The following is a 20699-nucleotide window of genomic DNA, read 5'->3' as shown; positions in this document are numbered from 1 at the left end:
TTCCTTCTCAAGGGGGCGATCAAACGGAGCATTCTCAGAGCAAGTGTACCTCTTATTTAAAAGCTGGGATATCCAGTGATAGCGCGTTCTTTCATCGGATTCGAGAATCAAGATTTTTCGGAAATGTACACAGCATATTTGAGCGGACGATAAATGTAAGGTGCAAGGCAACTGATGAATTATATACCATTGCGAGCAGTAGGGTAGATAATGCGCCTAATACTTTGATCACAGAGGTTAGTAGTTTTTCGGATCTTGGACTGGTTGTGGGAGATGAAGTTTTTGCGGAGAATGATCAATTATATATTGGCACTAAGCTTTCAATATCGATCAAGGAACTGACAGTTTGGCAGAGCTCTTTATCTATTTTTCCAATAGAACTAAAGACGCTAAGAGATAATTTGGCTGCGGCAAGGGCTTATATCAATAGCTATGGAAAACCAGGCGGTATAAAGCAGTTTGCGGGTTCTAGCAGCTTTGAGAGAGAAACGATGCGGCTGCTGGAAGAGCAATCTTCAGGTCTTCTGAATGCCTTGGCGAATGACAGCATGGAAGAGGCTACTCATTATGCAATTCGACTAATGGGATTAGGCCCAGGGCTGACTCCGTCGGGAGATGATTTTTTAGTTGGATTGTTTGCTGTGATCCATCTGCCTCGGAGTCCTATTAGTAAATATCAGCCGTGGTGCAGGGAAGTCGTGAACGAAGCAGCTGAATTAACGAATCAAATAAGCTATATGGCTCTGAAAAAAGCGGCTTGGGGTCAGGTGAGAGAGTCAATGGGTCAGTTGCTGCATTCGCTCATGTATGAGAGTAAGGAAAATATGCTTCTTGGCTTATCGGCAGTGCTGGATATAGGTTCTTCTTCCGGAACAGATATTGCCTTGGGGATCATTAGCGGTTTGGATCTTAATCTAGAACAACGTTGGAGGTAAGATATGTCGACTAAAATAGTAATTAAAAGAAACACATACTTTGATTCCGTCTCGCTCATGTCGTTGTCGACCAAAGCGAATCAAATAGAGGGTGTCGAACAAGCTTTTATCGCAATGGCTACTCAAATGAATAAAGAGGTATTAGCGAATGTAGGGCTGATAACCCCTGAGCTAGAGGAAGCTAAGAATAGTGACCTGATGATCGTAATCAAAGCAGCATCCCCTGAGCTGGCTGAAGTTGCCTTTGAAGCAATCGAAGAGCTGTTTATTAAAAAAGACAGTGCAGTTGGCGGTACAGCGCTTAAATATCCAACAATTGAGTCGGCAGTGAAGAATATGACAGCAGCTAATCTTGCAGTGATTTCAGTCAACGGAGCGTTTGCAGCCAGAGAAGCAAGAAAAGCGCTGGAGAATAATCTCCATGTCATGATGTTCAGTGACAACGTAAGCGTAGAAGACGAAATTGAATTAAAAAAAATAGCACATGAGCGTGGATTGCTGATGATGGGGCCGGATTGCGGAACCGCGATCATTGGAAATATGGCCTTATGTTTTGCTAATAAGGTTCGTAAAGGCAATATCGGCATCGTGGGTGCATCCGGCACAGGAAGTCAGGAAATCAGCGTGCGGATTCACGATTTTGGCGGAGGCATCTCACAGTTGATTGGCACAGGCGGCAGAGACCTAAGTGAACGTGTCGGCGGAGTAATGATGCTTGATGCGATGAAAGCGCTTAACAAAGACGAAGCCACTAAGGTCATTGTGTTGATTTCCAAGCCACCCGCCAAAAGTGTGGAACAAAAAGTGCTGAATGAAATCAAAAATATGCATAAGCCTGTCGTGGTCTGCTTTATCGGAGGAACGGAGGAAGCTGTTCTGGAAGCAGGTGGACATTTTGCTAAAACAACCAAAGAGGCCGCGCTAAAGGCGGTAATTCTATCCGGCATTGATGAGAGTCAAATTGACAAGCATCCGCTAAACCTTCCGCTGATTGAGGAGATTAAGGTCAAGCTGAAGCCAGAACAGAAGTATATTCGCGGGTTATTCTGCGGCGGTACTTTATGTGATGAAGCGATGTATCTAGCGATGGAGAAATACGACGATGTCTATAGCAACATTCCAAAAGATCCGGAATATCAGCTGGGTGATATCCATATCAGCCAAGGACATACGTTTATTGATTTTGGGGATGATGGGTTCACTAACGGCAAACCACATCCGATGATTGATCCTTCTTCACGGATTGCCAGATTCAAGCAGGAAGCAAAGGACCCGGCGGTGGGCGTGATCATTATGGATTTTGTATTAGGCTATGGATCGCATGAGGATCCAGTAGGTGTTATGGTGCCTGCAATTATTGAGGCTAAGCAAGCAGCGGAACAAGAAGGCAGACATTTGGAGATTGTCGGCTATGTACTTGGAACCGATCTGGATACACCTTCCGTCCAAGAACAGCTTGATAAGTTGGTATCCGCGGGCGTTACCTATGCAAGCAGTAATACGAATGCAGGACTTCTTGCCAGAGGTTTTGTAGAGAAGGGAGTATAACATGAGTAGAATCAATGAGTTATTTAAGAGTGAACTTCACGTTATCAATGTCGGCCTAGAAATGTTCAAGGATGATATCCTGAAGCAAAAAGGCAACGTAACCCATCTGGAATGGAAGCCACCTGGTGGAGGTAAGCCCGAATTAATTGCCGCACTGGATGCGTTAGAGCAAGAGGGGATTGCTGCAAAGATTGAGGCTGCCAATAAGCTGGCTGTAGAGCGAATCGTGAATTCACAACCGGTATTGGTTGGTTTTGATCAAGCGATCAACGTCGTACCAGGGATGACTAAGACTACGATATTACATGCAGGACCTCCGATTACCTGGGATAAGATGAGTGGTCCCATGAAAGGTGCAGTTACCGGCGCTTTGGTCTTTGAGGGCTTGGCGAAGGATCTGGATGAAGCTGCCGAACTAGCGGCATCAGGTGAGATTACGTTCTCCCCTTGTCACGAGCATAATTGTGTGGGTTCCATGGCAGGGGTAACCTCAGCCTCTATGTTCATGCACATTGTAGAGAATAAAACGTATGGCAACATCGCTTATACGAACCTTAGTGAGCAACTGTCGAAAATCTTGCGGATGGGTGCAAACGATGAAACGGTCGTTGTCCGTTTGATCTGGATGAGGGATGTGCTTGGACCGATGCTGCGTGAGGCGATGAAGTTCTCTGAGAACGGCATTGATCTGCGGCTCATGTTATCACAGGCGCTCCATATGGGAGATGAATGCCATAACCGCAACAACGCTGGAACGACTCTTTTGATTCAGGCATTAACGCCGCTTATCCTTAGAACGGATTTTACCAATGAGCAGAAAATCGAAGTGTTCGATTTTGTGGCAATGAGTGATTATTTCTCCGGACCAACCTGGATGGCTCTTTGTAAATGTGCGCTTGATGCTGCCCATGGCATCGAGCATAGCACCATCGTAACAACGATGGCTCGCAATGGCGTGGAATTCGGTATTCGTGTCAGTGGAATGCCAGGCAATACCTGGTTTACCGGCCCTGCGCAAAAGGTTGTCGGACCGATGTTTGCAGGGTATAAGCCGGAAGATTCGGGACTCGATATCGGTGACAGTGCGATTACCGAAACGTATGGTATAGGTGGCTTCGCCATGGCAACCGCGCCGGCGATTGTAGCATTAGTTGGGGGAACCGTAGATGATGCCATGAACTATTCTGTGAAAATGAAGGAAATTACTACGACGGAGAATCCAAATGTGACGATTCCTTTGTTGAACTTCCGCGGAATTCCTACTGGAATCGATATTCGTAAAGTGGGTCAAACCAGCATTATGCCAGTGATCAACACGGCTATTGCCCATAAGGATCCAGGCATCGGAATGATTGGAGCCGGAATCACTCATCCTCCAATCGAGTGTTTCGAGCAAGCCATTCTCGCTTTTAGCCAGAGCATGCATTCATAGAACCACCCGCCCTTCAGGCCTATTCAAGGGCCTGAGGGCTTCATAAGCCATTGGTATGTAAGCGCTAACGATCTAGGGGGGGATTTATTATGGATCAAGTATTTATGAAGATGTTCTGGAAAAAGGGAGATTGGGCCGCGTTTTTCGGGCTGCTTGCTAACAATTTAACCAATCTGCTTACGATGATTTCATTGTTAATTTTTGTAGTAGGATTTCCGGAAGGTATGGTTTACGGCAGAGTCGTTCCTGCGTTTGGACTCGCGATTTTTATCGCAAGTATTGCTTATGGCTGGTTTGGATATCAGCTAGCCAAAAAAACAGGCCGAACGGATATAACCGCATTACCTTCAGGACCTAGTGCTCCATCGATTTTTACGGTAACTTTTCTAGTGTTAATTCCCGTATTTAGAGAAACCAATGATGCATCATTTGCGCTGCAAATTGGTCTCGTATGGTGTCTGTTCGAAGCTTTGATCCTTATTGTCGGCTCATTTCTGGGAGATGTGCTGCGTAAGGTTATTCCAAGAACTGTGCTTTTATCTTGTTTATCTGGACTTGGATTGTTATTGCTGGCCATGAACCCGATGCTGCAATCCTTCGAAACACCAGTGGTTGCTTTTGTTGTACTTGTGATCATCTTTATTAACTGGTTTGGCAAATCGCCGATATTCAAAAAAATTCCTACAGGATTCCTGCTGCTGATTGCTGGAACCGCGCTGGCTTGGATATTCGGTTTGCAAAATCCAGAAGCGATCACAACGGCTCTTTCAACACTTGGGTTTAATCCACCTGAGGTGCATATTACCAGCTTAATTCAAGGGATTCCGCATGCCTTGCCATACCTGGCTTCTGCAATTCCATTGGGACTGGCGAATTATATTTTTGACCTTGAAAATATTGAGAGCGCACATGCTGCGGGAGATCCTTATAACACTCGTAACGTTATGCTAACGAACGGGGTTGCTTCAAGTATTGGTGCTTTTACAGGTAATCCGTTCCCGGTAACTGTGTACATTGGTCATGCAGGCTGGAAATCTATTGGGGCTGGACTTGGTTATACCATAGCTTCTGGTTTCTCCATGTTAATTATTTGTCTCTTTGGCATAGGGGCACTGCTGTTGTCTATCATACCTGTTGTGGCGATTGTTCCGATTCTGGTCTATGTCGGGGTCGTTACGGCGAATCAGGTGGTTCGAGAGACACCTAAAAATGAAGTGCCCGTTATCTTTATCACCTTGTTCCCATGGATTGCTAACTGGGCTTTAACGCTTGCGAACAACATTTTTAATGCGGCTGAAACTTCGGCTTCTAAGGTGGGGATTGATCTCTTATTAAGTAAAGGGGTTTATTACAACGGGCTGATGCATTTAGGAAATGGTGCACCGCTTAGCAGCTTGATTTGGGGCTCCATCACTATTTTCTCTATCCTGAATAAACCACTGCGGGCTGCTGTCTTTGCTGTAATCGCGTCTGGCCTATCTTTATTTGGGATCATTCACGCGCCGACTGTTGGATTTGCTCAAGCTTCACTTATGCCGTTCGTATACGCCTATTTGATGGTTGCAGGATTATTTGTTTATAAGCATTTTTCAGACCTTCGTGACCCAGCGAACAAGCTGCAATCCGAATAAATAATTGATAAAAAGAAATAGGAGAGCTAGAGCCATGACTAATCAAACTCTGTCAGAAGATTTAATTCAAGCAGCGGATCGCGGGGATTTAGCTGCCGTAGAACAGCTTTTAGCTCGTGGTGCCGATGTTCATCATAAGGATGCCAGTGGTCGTACTGCGCTGATGGCGGCAACGCAAAAAAATCATATTCCTCTCGCTCAAAAGCTGATTGAAGCAGGCAGTGACGTGAATGCAAGAGATATCACTATGTTATCACCCTACCTGTGTGCCGGTGCCAATGGATTTCATGAGATTCTGTCTTTAACTCTTGCCGCAGGTGCGGATACAACCAGTGTAAATCGTTTTGGGGGAACTACACTGCTCCCCTCCAGCGAGAAGGGGTATCTAAGAACTGTTCAGAAATGCCTGGAAGCAGGTGTTGCAGTTAACCATATGAACAATCTGGGATGGTCTGCCTTGTTGGAGGCAGTAATTCTCGGGAATGGTGGCCGTTTATACTCTGATATTATTCAGTTGTTGGTGGATGCTGGAGCGGATGTTCAATTGCCGGATCGTGACGGCAAATCATCGTTGCAGCATGCAGAAGAGCTGGGTCAGGAGAGGGTCATCCGTATTCTCAATAAAGAAAAGCTAACGATTCATCCAAGTATTCAAAGCGCTCAAGAGCTAGCTCGGGCAGAGGATTTCCGGAAAGCAAGTTTGGTTATGGAACATGCAATGCAAGAGGACAGTAATAATTCAGACTTCTATTACTATAAAGGATACTTCTTAGGGGAACTCGGGAGATATGAGGAAGCTTTGGCAGCCTATCAACAGGCACTTACTATCGAACCGGATGACCTTGATTTCTATTTCTATACCGCAAATGCCTACCGAATGATGAAGCGATCCGAGCAAGCGTTAGCAGAGTATGACAAAGTGATAGAACGCGATCCTGGCGAAAGCTTCTTCCGCTATCATAAATCCAATTATTTAAGAGAGTTGGGCAGGCATGAGGAAGCGGTTAAAGTTATGGATCAGCTTCTGGAACAGCAGCCTGAACGGTATGATTTCTCGTTTCATAAGGCGAACAGCTTGAGATCACTTGGCCGGCATCAAGAGGCAGTTGAGGCGATTGAGAACGCAATTGCTAACGATCCGAGCAATCCTTTATATCATCATCATAAGGCACAGTCACTTGGTTTACTTGGTGATCATGAAACGGCGATTCAAGAAATAGATATTGCTATCAGCTATAATCCTGCCAATCCGGATTTTCACTCCGCGAAGGAACAATTTCAGCTGGCCCTTAAACGCTAATAAATGAGGATCAACTGATCCGTCAGGAGGAATGGAATGAGTAAATTTATAGTTGTAGCCATTGGCGGTAATTCATTGGTGAAAGACAATGGCCGCGATTCTATAGAGGATCAATCTGAAGCAGTACGTGAAATTGCTGTCAATATCGCTGATCTGGTGCAAGCAGGCAACGATGTGGTGGTTACTCACGGCAACGGTCCACAGGTTGGATTCGAGCTGAGACGAAGCGAGGTGGCTTCGGAAGTCACTGGAATGGATGTTACTCCGCTGGTCAATTGCGTGGCGGGCACGCAAGGGGGCATAGGCTATTTAATTCAGCAGGCCTTAACAAATGAATTCATTCATCGCAGATTAGACAAAAAGGTTGCCACAGTCATTACTCAGGTCGAGGTTAGCAAAAATGATCCGAATTTTCAGTCTCCCTCGAAACCAGTGGGCTCCTTCTTCACGCTTGAGCAAGCAGAGGAGATGAAGCGTGCCAAGCCAGATTGGGTCATCATTGAGGATTCAGGACGAGGTTACCGCCGTGTTGTTCCATCGCCTAAGCCGATTGATATCGTTGAAAAAGACGTCATTAAATCACTCATTGAGACGGGTTATGTGGTAATCGCTGTTGGCGGAGGCGGGATTCCTGTGATCAAAACCGAAAATAATACCTACGAAGGTATCGATGCAGTCATTGACAAAGACTTTGCTACAAGTCTGCTGGCCGAACAGATCGATGCAGAATCTCTTATCATTACAACAGGAGTTCCTCAGGTATGTGTGAATTTCGGTACGCCTGAGCAGAAGGCTCTTGAAGAAGTTACAGCGGCAGAAATGTTGGTATATGCGGAGCAGGGTCATTTTCCTGCTGGCAGTATGCAGCCTAAAATTGAAGCAAGTCTTGGCTTTTTGAAAAAAGAGGGACGCAGAGTTATCATTACCAATCCGGAAAATATGAAAGCTGCGATGAGCCAACAGGCTGGCACACATATTGTAAATTAATAGGATCTAATTTATCTCATCATTTCATGGAGACCGCCACTGATCTAAATCAGGGCGGTTTTTTGACATATTCATGAATTGTTATCTAACTGTTGCTTTCAGATGGCCATATTCTGGTGAATAAAAGGAAGATAAGAGGTAAAACTATGTCCACTATAGAGAAAAAAATACATTAAAATGCGGGGGTAAAAGATGATATCGAATAAAGGAACAACACAACGTTTTACCAGGGCTACAATTCTTTGTTGTATTTGTGCATGTACGGTATTGCTAAGTGGATGCACTAAAGCAGCGGATGAGACTCAAGTGCCTACTCCAACAGCTCAAGTAGAAACCGCAGCACCTTCTGCAGAAGCTACTACACCTGTACCTACGAATAACGCAACAGAACAACCTCTAACATCTGCGTCACCCGGCTCAAATACTGGGAAACTTCCAGAGGGGGTTAGCGTTCAGAGAGTTATCAAGGAGGTTTCGTTAAAAGATAACTATCATAAAAAGGTTGAGCTGCTAACTGACGGAGGCAAGCGGGTCACCATTACAGATCCGAATCAAAAGATTGTTTTGCAGCAGATTGAATATGACGGAAGGATCACTGCGGTTAAGGGTAAACAGGTTACCGTTCAAGTGGAGGGCGGTAAAGAGCAAACCTTAACGATTCCTGATCATATAGTCATTGAAGATGAAGACAAGCTCGGATTGAATAATGGCGTTGAAATCGAGTGGACGGTAAATGCAGATGGACAAATCGAAAGTGTGGAATTGGACGATTAAAAATTTACCGAGGTGAGCTGGATGAAATTTCTAATCGTACTTGGTAGTATTCTTGTTCCCATTGTTATGCTGATGTTACAGGGGAAATCGATAAAGTGGCGTATGGTTTTTAATGTTGTTTCGGTCTTAAGTGCGATTATCTTTGGAAATATTTCCGCCTTGGCGATTTACGAGATATTAAGAGATCGCGCTGTGTTTATGACCTCGATCCATGCGATATTTTTGAATCCAATGTTTCTTATTACCGGAGCCTATCTTGGCGTATATTTAATTTATCGATTGATGATAATTTCGTATGATGAGGTTTATATGTGATAGGTAGAATACAAATAGGGATGTTCCCTGAAGGGACACCCCTATTTGTGTTGTTAACAGGACCGATGCTTAAGAGGACTTTCCTACAACGTTTGTTCCGCTCTTCGTGATCTTGTAGGTGATAATATCCCCATTCCAGAAGTGGAACTTCAGGATAACCTCGCCGTCTTTAACATCTTTAAAGAACGCGGGAAGCAGCTTGATTTCTTTAGTGTTATAAGAAGGTGAGAAGGTATTGCCGAATTCCTTAAATGGAGTCCAGTCCTGCGGACCTGCATTGCCACCAGCGGTATACACAGCTTCCATTGTGGCAAGCTGGTTACCATTAAAGGTGGTCGGAATGGCAAAGGATTCAGTCGTGCCTTTTGCATCGCTTAATTTAGCTGTGTCATACACAATGACCTTAAGTCTCCACGCAACACCCTTGTTGAATTTCAGAGTCAGCACGGCATTTTCACCGTATTTTTGGGAAGCTGTGAGCTTTTTGAGTTGGCTGGCTTTGAGGGTAAGCTCCTCACCATTTAAGGTGTAATCTTTACCTTTGGTCAGATACTTTCCGTTGGCACTAATGGTGGTTAGCTTATTGCCGTTCAGGTTTAGCTTAACCTTGGTATCTTTGATTTGTGCACCTTTTTTTAGGTAGACCAAATCGCTTTCGGTGCTGGAGGAACGCTCCTTCAGACCAGACATTAATACATTGTGGAGTTCAGGATCAGACCACTTATAAGTTTTACGGTTGAAATGCTGCCCGTTATCCCAGAGCATGGAAGTCATTTTCTTTTCTTTCAAATAATAAGTCAGATACTCAAAGAATTTAAGCTTCTCGCCCTGTTCAATCACACCCGTGTCTTTATCGAAACCTAATAAACCAAATTCGCCGACGATGACAGGGATGCCTTTAGCTACAAATGTATTGTAAACGTTATCAAAAGTTTGAGTGATATCGTTTTTTGTATCTTTTTCAAACGTGGTGTAGCCGGCAATGTTCACACTAAAAGGCCAGAAGCCATAGAAGTGAACGGTCGCAATAATATTTGGATCGTTCAGAGCCGTAATCGTCTTATAGAGATGATCCATTCTTGTTTGCGTAGGTGAAGACTCTAATGAAGGTAATACAAGTGGGCGGAGGTCGTTTTTCCCACCGGATTTCCGCACGATTTGATAGAAAGAGTTATTAAGTTCAGTAAGCATTTGCTCCATTTTTGCTTCGTCTGTGCTTCCACCATCGGTGAACCGAGGCTCATTTATGCTCTCGAACATCAGCTTATCGGATTTGTCCTTGAAGCGATCGGCAATTTGAGTCCAGGCTGCATCATAACGCGCCAGCGTTTCATCGTGTTTTTCTTCCATATGGCTTACCCATAGCCAGGAATCATGATGGACATTAATCATGACATAAAGCTTGGCGTCCAGTGCCCAGCCGACAACTTCTTCCACACGGTCGAGGTAGGCCTTTTCTAGGGTATAGTCTGGTGCCGCACCCATGTGAGTATCCCAGGTCACAGGAATCCGAATGCTTTTATAGCCTTGAGCGGCGATCTTTTTAATAAGATCTTGGGTCACACGTGGATTGCCCCAGGAGGTTTCATCCTCACCTGTAGCATCTAAAGTATTGCCAAGGTTCCATCCGGGCTGCATTTCGTCTACATAGGATTGGATCTTACTCTTTGGCGCTGCCTTAGCTTGTTGCTCGTCCTTAGTTGCAGCTGCGGCCATGGATGAGAACAGAGAGAGCAGAAGAGCGGTGACAAGTGTCAATGATAAGAAGGATTTCTGGATTCGCGTAGTCATTGAATTCTCCTTTGTGAGATAAATTTAGGATGCTTGGACCTGGCTTTGACGCTGTACTCGGTGGTTAGATGAACACAAACACCTCCAGTTTTATTTTGTAAACGCTTTCTGAATATACCCTAACATAGAATACACTTAGCGAGTACCTTACTAATTTGTGGTAAATTCATATAAGAATTAGTGATTTAAATTAATTTACCCCACAGTTGGATAAAGAAATTATTTGAATAACCCTACTCGTAGAAATTGGTTATTCAATAGGATTATCTCTAGCTGCCCGTTATACAAAAAAGAAATATAACATGACAAAAGCATATATATTAGATATGATGAAGCATGAAAATTTAAAATTAGAAATAGGTGCCAACTATGAATGTTGCGGAAGTACAATCATAGATTGGTTAAATGGAAAGCGGGTGTGAATCCCGCGCGGTCCCGCCGCTGTGAAAGAGGAGTCCTTGCAAAATGCCACTGGGAAACTGGGAAGGCAGCAAGGGTGATGATACTTGAGCCAGAATATCTGCCTTTTTCTGTTACACCATCAAACTCTACGATCGATAGAGAGGTGCTTGAATAGTGTTTGCCAGCTATTATTGTGGTTCACTATCTTAACCTCTTGACGTTTATGTTGAGTGGTTTTTTTGTGGTTATGAGAAAGTTTATTCTGTTTTTTATCATAGGTATGAAGGGAAGGGTTATGGAAAAATGAAGAAAAATAAGTTTTTAGCGTGGTTACTTATTGTAGCTGTATTTATTACGACATTCTCTACAAGTGTAATCCCGGCTCAAGCAGATGGAGCAAGCTCTACCCTTAAAGGGTATGTATCTGTATCCGTGGAGAAATTCACCTTAGGCCAAGGGTATATTAAGGAACCTATTAAAGTTCCGATTTATGAAGGCGATAATGGCGCATCTTTAATAACACGTGCGCTAGGTGATGGGAATTATAGATATTTAGGAAATATAGATAGTGGTTTTTATTTATCAGAAGTTAAAGATAGTGGCAGAAGCGAAGTCAATATTCCACAATATATTTTAGATATGATTTCAGCCGATGGGAATACAGTCGGCACTAAAGCAGACTCAGAGTGGTTAAGTCAGTTTGACTACACCTCCATGTCGGGTTGGATGTATGCAGTAAATAATGTGTTTCCTCCGTTTGGGATGACCGATTATAAGCCTCAAGACGGTGACATCATTCGAACTCAGTTCACCACTTATGGCTATGGTTCTGATCTTGGCGGCTGGGGGGAAATCCCAGTTCAACTTGCCAATAAGGATGCTTTAACTGCGGAAATCGCCGAGATTAACAGTGCCCCTAATAAAGAAACTATTTTGGACAGACCAGTAGTGCAATCGGCAGTTTATGAAGCCTATTCCGTGCTCGAAAACATGGCAAGCTCTCAAATAAGTGTAGATCATGCGCTTGTCGGTCTTAATAATGCATTAGACATAGAACCCCCTGTTATTACAGTAAGTGGCATACAAGATAAACAGGAAGTATCCAATAAAGAAATAAGCTTCAAAGTAGCTGTCACAGACAATGTATATAGTGACATTACTCCAGAAGTGAAGCTGAATGGAGTTACTTTATCACCTGCAAATGGGGAGTACAAAGCTACTCTGAATTCAGGCAGTAATGCAATTACTGTAACGGCTCTTGACGGAGCTGGAAACAAAACAAATGTAACTTATCAGGTTACTTACAAACTGGAAACTACAGTTGCCGTCAAACAACAGTTAGATAAAAACCTTGCTTATATTTTAAATACTGTAAAGAATCCAACGTTTGGAACAGGCAGCGGAGAATGGTCGATCCTTTCTCTGGCACGGGCGAACTATACAGTACCTAACGGTTATTACGATCTTTATTACAACAATGTAGCTACGAAAATAGCATCAACCATTAAAGAGGATGGAAAACTCGACGCCAATAAAAGCACAGAGAATTCCAGAGCAATATTAGGACTTACCTCTATCGGAAAAGATATCACAAATGTTGCGGGATATGATCTGAGAAAAGCACTCGCTGATTATCAATATATCCAAAAGCAAGGCAATAATGGTCCGATTTTTGCTCTGATCGCGTTAGATAGCCATAACTATGAGATTCCTGTAGTTGATGGAGTTACAGAACAGACCACAAGAGAAAAACTAGTTCAGTATATTTTAGATAAAGAGGTTAAAAAAGGTACAGCAGAAGCTGGCGGCTGGGCATTAGGCGTAACCAAAGCCGATGTCGATATGACTGCGATGGCGATGCAAGCTCTTGCACCTTATTATGCAACCCGTGATGATGTAAAAGCTGCCGTGGATCGGGCCATCCAATGGCTGTCCGATAACCAAAACAATCAAGGCGGATTTACAAGCTGGGGAAGCACTAGCAGCGAGAGTATCTCGCAGGTAATTGTAGCCTTAACTGGTGTAGGCGTAGATCCGCACACGGACGCTAGATTTGTTAAAAGTGGAAATTCGCTTATTGATGCATTACTTAGCTTTGCTGCACCTGAGGGTGGATTTAAGCATATCCTCACAGGCAAAGTAGACAATATGGCAACGGACCAAGGTACGTATGCTCTTGTGTCCTATGATCGTCTGATCAACCATAGCAACCGTCTCTTTGATATGAATGATGTGCAACTGGAACAACCAGAAGAACCGGGGCCTGGGCAACCAGAGGGTCCGAAAGAACTTCCGTTACCTTCTGGGGAGAACCCGAAAGTTGAAATCCCAAATGACGCTAATGATTATATCGTTCCGATCAGCACTGGAGATAGCAACAAAGAAATCACAGTAGCTATTTCGGAAGAAAATCAATCGAAGGTTAGTGTCAATTTACCAAGTAACAGCGACCTTCCTCAGATAGAGGCCATAAAAGGTAACGTATCTGTAGTCATTCCTAAGGGTGCAAAAGTTACAAGTGGGGATGCCTCTGCGATTGAACTGATTTCAGCTTTAACCGGTGCAGAATCTGCACTAAAAGATAGTGTGAATCAGATTATTCCTGGGGACAAGAAGCTTGATAACATTCTTCAAGCATTTTCCATGGGTGGTAGTGCAAGAGTAGAATTTAGTCAATTTATTACGTTAACCTTTAAGGACCTTAAAGGAAAAGAAGCTGCTTATATTCAAAATGGCACCCCTCATGCCATTCAAAAATTTGCAAGTGATGACTTAGGTTTTGCAAGCGGTAAGTCTGAGTATGCCTATGATAGTGGAAATGACTTAATTGTAAAAACCAATCACTTCACTGACTACATTGCGTATGCTTCCAGTGCAGTACAAACACCTGGTGGCGACGGTGGTAACGGTAATGGTAGCGGAAATGGTGAAGGAAATGGTGGCAACAATGGTGGCGGAACCACTCCATCGAAACCATATGTAATCCTGTCCGTGGATAAGCTTACGATTAATAAGGGATATGTTGTTCCATCTGTACAGGTAGAGCTCCAATCTGGTGACACAGTGTGGTCTGTACTAAAAAGAGTGCTGGATAGCCGCGGTATCGACTATAGAGATTCCTGGAACAGTGACTTTGGAAGTGTATATGTTGAATCCATAGCTGGTGATGGGGAATTTGACCATGGCAGCGGCAGTGGATGGATGTATAATGTGAATGGGAAATATCCTAATTATGGAGCATCTTCATATGACCTAAGTTCCGGGGACAGAATTCAGTGGCGTTATACTACGAATTTGGGTGTGGATCTAAATGCACCGATACCAACTATGAGCCCAACCCCAACCCCAACGCCTAAGCCTGGTGCTACTCCTGCTCCTGCTCCTGGTGGGGGAACTAATCCGGAAGCCGGCGTTGATCCAAATGTGAGTCCATCTCCAACAGTGACTCCTAAGGATCCTAACCAGACAAATGATATTAAACAACTGTATACAGATGCTGATAAGATCTCTTCCTGGGCTTATTCAGCGATTGAAACAGCTACAGTAAAAGGATATATCCAAGGTAATAATGGTCAGGTGAATCCGAAAGCTTATATCACAAGAGCGGAGTTCACTAAGATTCTTGTTTCTGCATTAGAACTTGATATTAAGAGTGATAAAGGTATTACCTATAAGGATGTCGCTCTAGGTGATTGGTTCTATCCATATGTGAATGCTGCGCATAAGGCAGGTCTAATCACAGGCTTTAATAATGAATTTAAGCCAAATGACAAGATTACTCGTGAGCAGATGGCAGCAATTATCGTCAGAGCATTGGCCATCCCGGCGACGAAGCCAGGAACAGCGATTAAAGATATCAACACCGTATCGGCATGGGCCAAAGCAGATGTAGAGACCGTTGTTGCGACTGGTTTGATGTTAGGTGATGATAATCAATTTAAACCTAAAGAGCTTGTAACTAGAGAAATGGCGGCTGTTGTAGCTACTAGAACCCATGATTATAAGAGTGGGAACAAAGTGGTTAGTCCGACTATTCAGAATAAAGCAGTTAGTTCTTATATTCAGAACACAGCTGCCTTTTTGCAAAAAACAGTAACAAACCCGGTTATCTCCTCGGTTGGCGGGGACTGGACAGTGTTCGGGCTGGCTCGTTCAGGCGTGAAGGTTCCAGATAGTTATTACACTAAGTACTACGCGAATGTAGAAGCAACTCTTAAAGAAAAAGCTGGGAAGCTGCATAGCGTAAAATATACGGAATATGATAGAGTTATTTTGGCATTAACTTCAATCAACAAAAATATTGATAAAGTGGCGGGTTATAACCTACTGGAACCGCTCGCGGATTTTGATACTGTAATTAAGCAAGGTATTAACGGACCTGTGTTTGCTCTCATTGCACTGGACAGTAATCATTACGACATTCCAGTGGTTAAGGATGTAAAGACGCAGACGACTAGAGAGAGGCTCATTGATTATATTTTGGGCAGAGAGATCAGCGGTGGTGGATGGGCACTAGGCAGTAATGCTACAGCGGCTGATCCAGATATCACGGGGATGGTCATTCAAGGCTTAACGCCTTATTACAAAACCAACGCCAAAGTAACAGCTGCTGTGGACCGGGGGATTGCTTGGTTATCCAAAACACAGACAGCAGACGGTGGTTTTGCAAGCTGGGAATCTACAAATTCCGAAAGCATCGCTCAGGTGATTGTAGCTTTAACTGGCCTTGGTATTGACCCGCATAAGGATTCCAAATTTATTAAAAATGGACATTCCGCAGTAGACGCATTGCTTAGTTTTGCTGCACCTGAAGGTGGTTTTTATCACGTGAAGCAGGGTGGAGTAGGCAATGGAGGCGCGCAACCAGGAGAAGTAGATCTTATGGCTACGGATCAGGCGATGTATGCACTGGTTTCCTATGATCGGCTCGTTAATGGCCAGACCCGTCTTTATGATATGACAGACGTCAAATAGAATTATATTTAGAGAGATAAGCAAGGGTAGCGTGTATACCCTTGCTTATTATTTAAGGTGGGACTAGAGAAATGAACAAGAAGAAATGGTTAACCGCGATACTAATCATAGGTGTATTGGCTATCGCCTTCTTTTGGGGCGGGGATTACCAGAAGAGCCCAAACAAGGTCGCAAATAGTAGCGTTGAGACACAGGTTATAGAGCCAGAGAACACTGCTTCCGCAACAAATGATGATGTTGAACCCACTGAGGCAATCGCTACCGAGACAACAGAGATAACACCGTCAGCTACGCCAAGTGAAACAGCTAAGCCCATTGAAACCCTAAAACCAAATGAATCGGCAACACCAACGGAAGCTGTAACACCAACAGGAACTGCAGCACCAACAGAAGTTGTAACACCGGTCGCAACAACAAAACCTGCTGCAACGAAGCAACCGACCGCAACGCCGAAAGCGGCTAAAACGTCCGTGCCGGAAACGAAAGCGACGGCAAAACCCGTAACAAAACCTGATTCAAAAGTAGCGACAACAGAAACCAAGCAGGAACCGAAAAAGGATAAATTTCTTACCGATCCAGTGCCGAGCGGGAAACCTAAACCAGTGGAATGGCAAGATGCAACGGTAGATAAGAAGAAGCAATTAACGGCTACCTTGTCCGTCTCAGCGGCAACAATTTTAGATAACATGGATATTTTTAATCAGGATAAGCTTGAAGTATTGCCGGCAGATGGTATCATTTATAAAGCGCAGAAGGTAACTTTTTATGAAGGTGAGTCTGTGTTTGATGTTTTACTAAGAGAAATGAAAAAGAATAAAATCCATATGGAATTTAGCATGACGCCGATCTATAACAGTAATTATATTGAAGGCATAAATAATCTGTATGAATTCGACGCTGGAGAGCTCAGTGGATGGATGTACAAAGTAAATGGCTGGTTCCCTAACTACGGCAGTAGCCGTTATGTTCTCAAAGATGGCGATGTCATTGATTGGGTATACACTTGTGATCTAGGTCGAGATGTGGGTGGTTATGTAGCCACAGGAGGAGCTCAGAAATAATGAAGGATAGCTTTTCTACCTTTCATCCGTTTGTGAATTTTCTATATTTTGTTGTTGTATTGCTGTTTAGCATGGTGTTCATGCATCCTATATTTCAAGTGATTGCCCTTATTAGTGCTGTAGCCTACTCAATTATGTTAAAAGGAAAAAAGGGCATCCGATTTAATCTGCTTTACATGATTCCTTTTCTGCTGTTTATGGCAGTGATGAATCCTGTTTTTAATCATCAAGGGGTAACGATCTTGTTCTATTTAAACAACGGGAACCCTATTACGAAGGAATCGATTCTTTATGGCGTGGCAGCGGCGTGTATGTTTGTGACGGTAATTATTTGGTTCTCCTGTTATAACGTCGTGATGACCTCGGATAAGTTTATTTATATATTCGGAAAAATACTGCCGGCACTGTCGTTGATTTTTTCGATGGTGCTTCGTTTTGTTCCTAGATATTTAGCGCAAATCAAGGTGATTTCTAATGCTCAAAAATGTATAGGTCGGGATGTCTCACAGGGAAATCTCCTCGCGCGTGCGCGGAATGGGATTACGATCCTCTCCATTATGACCACCTGGGCTTTGGAAAATGCGATTGAGACAGCGGATTCCATGAGATCGAGAGGGTATGGATTGCCGGGCCGTACAAGCTTTTCTATCTTTCGGTTAGATGCCCGAGACAAAGTAGCCCTCTTGATCATGACAGGCTTAATTGCGCTGGTAGCCGTAGGGGCAGTGATGGGTGAGAACACCATGAGATTCTATCCGTCGATTAAAGCGAGCGCAATTACGCCTTTTAGTATTCTTATATATATCGCTTATTTTGCGTTATGTATGATCCCAGTGCTCATCAATATGGTGGAGGCAATGAAATGGAAATCTATCGAATCGAAGAACTAAGCTTTACTTTTCCTGAACAAGAGCAAGTGGCTCTTTCGAATATTAATCTTACGATTGAAAGTGGAGACTTCATTACTATTTGTGGAAAGTCAGGCTGTGGCAAAAGCACTCTGCTTAGACAACTGAAAACAATTCTAACCCCACATGGCAGTCGCCAAGGGGCAATTTATTATAAGGGTCAACCTGTAGAGGAGATCGATCAAAGAACGCAGGCAGCGGAAATTGGTTATGTACTCCAAAGTCCGGACAATCAAATAGTGACAGATAAAGTATGGCATGAGCTTGCCTTTGGGCTGGAGAGCTTGGGGTATGATCATTCTACGATTCGTCTGCGTGTGGCGGAAATGGCCAGTTTTTTTGGGATCCAGACCTGGTTTCATAAAAGTGTGACTGAGTTATCAGGCGGCCAGAAGCAGCTGCTTAACTTAGCCTCCATAATGGCTATGCATCCCTCGGTTCTAATCCTCGATGAGCCTACCTCCCAGCTAGATCCTATTGCGGCTTCCGATTTTCTGGAGACGGTCAAAAAAATAAATCGTGAGCTGGGAACAACCGTGATCATGACCGAGCATCGTCTAGAGGATGTTCTTCCGCTTACAGATCGGTTGATTGTGCTGAATGAGGGAGTTGTGATCGCCGATGATACCCCGCAAAAGGTGGGCGAGGCTTTAAGTAAGCTGAACCATCCGATGTTTCTGTCCATGCCCTCACCGATGCAGATTGTTGCAGGAGTAGATCATGACTTAGCGTGGCCTGTGACTGTGAAGGAAGGGCGCCAATGGTTGGATGCTTTTCTAAAGGGTAAGACTCCTGCAACGATGGCAGAAACTCAGCCTAGCACGAAAGAGGCCGGCCCTGTAGTCATAAAGTTTAAGGACGTATGGTTTAAATATGATAAAAATGGACCGGATATCATTAAAGATTTGTCGTTTGAAGTGAAGCAAGGGCAATTTTATTGTATTGTTGGCGGGAATGGAACAGGGAAGACATCGACGCTGTCGCTGATGAGCGGGATCCTTCAGCCCTACAGAGGGAAGGTTCTTATCGGCGGGAGCAACCCTGCGAAGATGAATGCCAAAGCGTTGTTTACTAACAATCTGGGCATCCTCCCGCAAAATCCGCAAACCTTATTTGTGAAAAAAACAGTCGAGCTAGATTTATATGAAATGTTATCCCAGCTCTCTTTGACGAAGGAAGAAAAAACCGCCAGAGTTGAAGCTGTGGTAAAGTTCGCAGAACTGGAACATCTCCTCTCCATGCATCCGTATGATCTCAGCGGGGGAGAACAACAGCGTGCAGCGTTGGCGAAGGTGCTTTTGTTAGAACCAAAGATTCTGCTGTTGGATGAACCGACCAAAGGACTGGATGGACCCTTCAAAGAGAAGCTAGCCGTATTCCTGCAAAAGCTCAATGCCGAAGGCGTTACTATTGTAATGGTCTCGCATGATGTTGAATTTTGTGCCAAATACGCTGAGGTCTGCGCCATGTTTTTTGATGGAAGTATCATCACTACGAATGAAGCACAGAAGTTTTTTGCGGGAAACAGCTTCTATACAACGGCCGCCAACCGTATGGCGCGTCATGTATGGAATGAGGGAGTAACGATAGAGGGTGTGATTGATTTATGTCAAAGAAGCAGATAACGGATCGTCGTTTGAGTCGTCGAACTTTATTAGCGGCACTACTAATCCTCATAGTCATTCCAGCTACGATTTTATTAGGCATCTTTGTGCTAAATGATCGGAAGTATTATTTTATCAGTCTATTAATTGTTATCTATACGATGATTCCTTTTGCGATGGTATTCGAGAACCGGAAGCCGCAGGCGAGGGAGCTGATCGTTATAGCGGTGTTAGCAGCCATTGCCGTGGCGGGACGCGCAGCCTTTTTTATGTTGCCGCAGTTTAAGCCAGTGGTTGCTATTGTCATCATCGCAGGGGTAAGCTTGGGTGCGGAGGCAGGGTTTCTGGTTGGCGCTGTTGCAGGCTTTGTCTCGAATTTCTTCTTTGGGCAGGGGCCTTGGACGCCTTGGCAAATGTTTTGTTTTGGCATCATTGGCTTCCTGGCGGGCATTTTCTTCAAGAAGGGTCTGCTTAAAAAGAATAAGCTGTCGCTGTGTATATTCGGAGGCTTAGCGACGTTTTTCGTATACGGAGGCATTATCAATATAGGCTCGCTGATGATGTTCACTTCAGAGTTCTCATGGCCGGCTTTAATGACCACTTATATTTCAGGTTTTTGGTTTGATATGGTGCATGCGATCTCGACGGTGGTGTTTTTGTTTTTTATTGCTAATCCTATGATTGAGAAGTTGGATCGGATAAAAACGAAATATGGGTTGATTGAGCCTTAGGTTCTTGGTGTTAGCTTTTGGACGCTGTGCGCTTTTTACGCTGGCGGACGCTCCGCTTTTCCACAATCAGTCCGTTCTCTCCGCTGCTATCAGCGCGAATTCCAAAACACCAACACACAAACACAAATACAAACTAAAGGCTCAACGCCTCCCGCTTCGGTTTTTACCGGAAGGGGGAGGGGAACTAGTGGCTACGAATCAAGCCACTGTGACAAACCATTCAAAAGAGAATATACCTAGTAGCGATGTTCCTAGGTGAAAACTTATAAAAACAGGCGATGTTCCGGTATCCGGTATCGCCTGTTT

General features: G+C 44.0%; 14 protein-coding genes and 1 riboswitch. Of the genes, 13 read left to right on the top strand and 1 reads right to left on the bottom strand.

Translation table 11 applies throughout. From position 1 onward, the window contains the following. Positions 1–224 precede the first annotated feature (224 nt). The 8 genes from MKY14_RS23540 to MKY14_RS23505 all read left to right on the top strand — a co-directional run bounded on the left by MKY14_RS23540 (position 225) and on the right by MKY14_RS23505 (position 8922). Entirely contained in the window at positions 225–935 is a 711-nt protein-coding gene (locus tag MKY14_RS23540; protein WP_340977459.1) for a DUF2877 domain-containing protein, read from the top strand. 3 nt (positions 936–938) lie between these two features. Beyond that, positions 939–2483 (top strand): acyl-CoA synthetase FdrA, encoded by a 1545-nt coding sequence (gene fdrA / locus MKY14_RS23535; RefSeq protein WP_340977458.1) that lies wholly within the window; start codon positions 939–941, stop codon positions 2481–2483. Between the two features lies 1 nt (position 2484). Beyond that, entirely contained in the window at positions 2485–3915 is a 1431-nt protein-coding gene (locus tag MKY14_RS23530; RefSeq protein WP_340977456.1) for a YlbE family protein, read from the top strand. Positions 3916–4004: 89 nt separating this feature from the next. Next, a complete protein-coding gene (locus tag MKY14_RS23525) occupies positions 4005–5546 on the top strand; it encodes a hypothetical protein (RefSeq protein ID WP_036684876.1) in 1542 nt (513 codons plus the stop codon). Positions 5547–5580: 34 nt separating this feature from the next. After that, positions 5581–6846: a tetratricopeptide repeat protein gene (locus tag MKY14_RS23520; RefSeq protein ID WP_340977454.1), complete on the top strand. Its 1266-nt coding sequence runs from the start codon at positions 5581–5583 to the stop codon at positions 6844–6846. A 36-nt stretch (positions 6847–6882) separates the two neighbouring features. Continuing rightward, positions 6883–7833: a carbamate kinase gene (arcC, locus tag MKY14_RS23515; protein ID WP_076128616.1), complete on the top strand. Its 951-nt coding sequence runs from the start codon at positions 6883–6885 to the stop codon at positions 7831–7833. Positions 7834–8025: 192 nt separating this feature from the next. Next, positions 8026–8607, top strand: a complete 582-nt coding sequence (locus MKY14_RS23510; protein WP_076128618.1) for a hypothetical protein — start codon at positions 8026–8028, stop codon at positions 8605–8607. Positions 8608–8628: 21 nt separating this feature from the next. Further along, positions 8629–8922 carry a transposase gene (locus MKY14_RS23505; protein ID WP_076128620.1) on the top strand — a complete coding sequence of 98 codons (294 nt, stop codon included), beginning with the start codon at positions 8629–8631 and terminating at the stop codon, positions 8920–8922. Positions 8923–8991: 69 nt separating this feature from the next. Here the strand turns inward: MKY14_RS23505 and MKY14_RS23500 are convergent, their stop codons facing one another. Continuing rightward, a complete protein-coding gene (locus MKY14_RS23500; protein ID WP_076185095.1) occupies positions 8992–10713 on the bottom strand; it encodes a cellulase family glycosylhydrolase in 1722 nt (573 codons plus the stop codon). 341 nt (positions 10714–11054) lie between these two features. Further along, positions 11055–11255, top strand: a riboswitch (cobalamin riboswitch). Between the two features lie 163 nt (positions 11256–11418). Here MKY14_RS23500 and MKY14_RS23495 point away from each other — a divergent pair. The 5 genes from MKY14_RS23495 (at position 11419) to MKY14_RS23475 (ending at position 20393) form a co-directional block, all read left to right on the top strand. Next, positions 11419–16089: an S-layer homology domain-containing protein gene (locus MKY14_RS23495; protein ID WP_340977452.1), complete on the top strand. Its 4671-nt coding sequence runs from the start codon at positions 11419–11421 to the stop codon at positions 16087–16089. 71 nt (positions 16090–16160) lie between these two features. Further along, the gene (locus MKY14_RS23490) at positions 16161–17150 is read left to right on the top strand and encodes a DUF4430 domain-containing protein (protein ID WP_076190128.1); all 990 of its coding nucleotides are present in this window, start codon (positions 16161–16163) and stop codon (positions 17148–17150) included. After that, entirely contained in the window at positions 17150–18040 is an 891-nt protein-coding gene (locus MKY14_RS23485) for an energy-coupling factor transporter transmembrane component T (protein ID WP_076130087.1), read from the top strand. The genes MKY14_RS23490 and MKY14_RS23485 overlap by 1 nt, the downstream gene beginning before the upstream one ends. Beyond that, positions 18013–19683, top strand: coding sequence for an ABC transporter ATP-binding protein (locus MKY14_RS23480; protein ID WP_340977451.1), 1671 nt, complete (start codon positions 18013–18015; stop codon positions 19681–19683). Before MKY14_RS23485 ends, MKY14_RS23480 begins: the two co-directional genes overlap by 28 nt. After that, positions 19665–20393: an ECF transporter S component gene (locus MKY14_RS23475; RefSeq protein ID WP_036684891.1), complete on the top strand. Its 729-nt coding sequence runs from the start codon at positions 19665–19667 to the stop codon at positions 20391–20393. Before MKY14_RS23480 ends, MKY14_RS23475 begins: the two co-directional genes overlap by 19 nt. Positions 20394–20699: the final 306 nt, after the last annotated feature.

Source organism: Paenibacillus sp. FSL R5-0887, from assembly GCF_038002305.1.
Lineage (GTDB): Bacteria > Bacillota > Bacilli > Paenibacillales > Paenibacillaceae > Paenibacillus_AQ > Paenibacillus_AQ odorifer.
Note: the sequence above shows the minus strand (reverse complement) of the source record. Positions and strands in the feature narration are given on the sequence as shown.

Bases quoted from the DNA above. Each gene is read 5' to 3' on its own strand.
- MKY14_RS23495 (WP_340977452.1), top strand. From the start codon at position 11,419: ATGAAGAAAAATAAGTTTTTAGCGTGGTTACTTATTGTAGCTGTATTT.
- MKY14_RS23510 (WP_076128618.1), top strand. From the start codon at position 8,026: ATGATATCGAATAAAGGAACAACACAACGTTTTACCAGGGCTACAATT.
- MKY14_RS23525 (WP_036684876.1), top strand. From the start codon at position 4,005: ATGGATCAAGTATTTATGAAGATGTTCTGGAAAAAGGGAGATTGGGCC.
- MKY14_RS23505 (WP_076128620.1), top strand. From the start codon at position 8,629: ATGAAATTTCTAATCGTACTTGGTAGTATTCTTGTTCCCATTGTTATG.
- MKY14_RS23490 (WP_076190128.1), top strand. From the start codon at position 16,161: ATGAACAAGAAGAAATGGTTAACCGCGATACTAATCATAGGTGTATTG.
- MKY14_RS23475 (WP_036684891.1), top strand. From the start codon at position 19,665: ATGTCAAAGAAGCAGATAACGGATCGTCGTTTGAGTCGTCGAACTTTA.
- MKY14_RS23520 (WP_340977454.1), top strand. From the start codon at position 5,581: ATGACTAATCAAACTCTGTCAGAAGATTTAATTCAAGCAGCGGATCGC.
- MKY14_RS23530 (WP_340977456.1), top strand. From the start codon at position 2,485: ATGAGTAGAATCAATGAGTTATTTAAGAGTGAACTTCACGTTATCAAT.
- arcC (WP_076128616.1), top strand. From the start codon at position 6,883: ATGAGTAAATTTATAGTTGTAGCCATTGGCGGTAATTCATTGGTGAAA.
- fdrA (WP_340977458.1), top strand. From the start codon at position 939: ATGTCGACTAAAATAGTAATTAAAAGAAACACATACTTTGATTCCGTC.
- MKY14_RS23480 (WP_340977451.1), top strand. From the start codon at position 18,013: ATGGAAATCTATCGAATCGAAGAACTAAGCTTTACTTTTCCTGAACAA.
- MKY14_RS23485 (WP_076130087.1), top strand. From the start codon at position 17,150: ATGAAGGATAGCTTTTCTACCTTTCATCCGTTTGTGAATTTTCTATAT.
- MKY14_RS23500 (WP_076185095.1), bottom strand. From the start codon at position 10,713: ATGACTACGCGAATCCAGAAATCCTTCTTATCATTGACACTTGTCACC.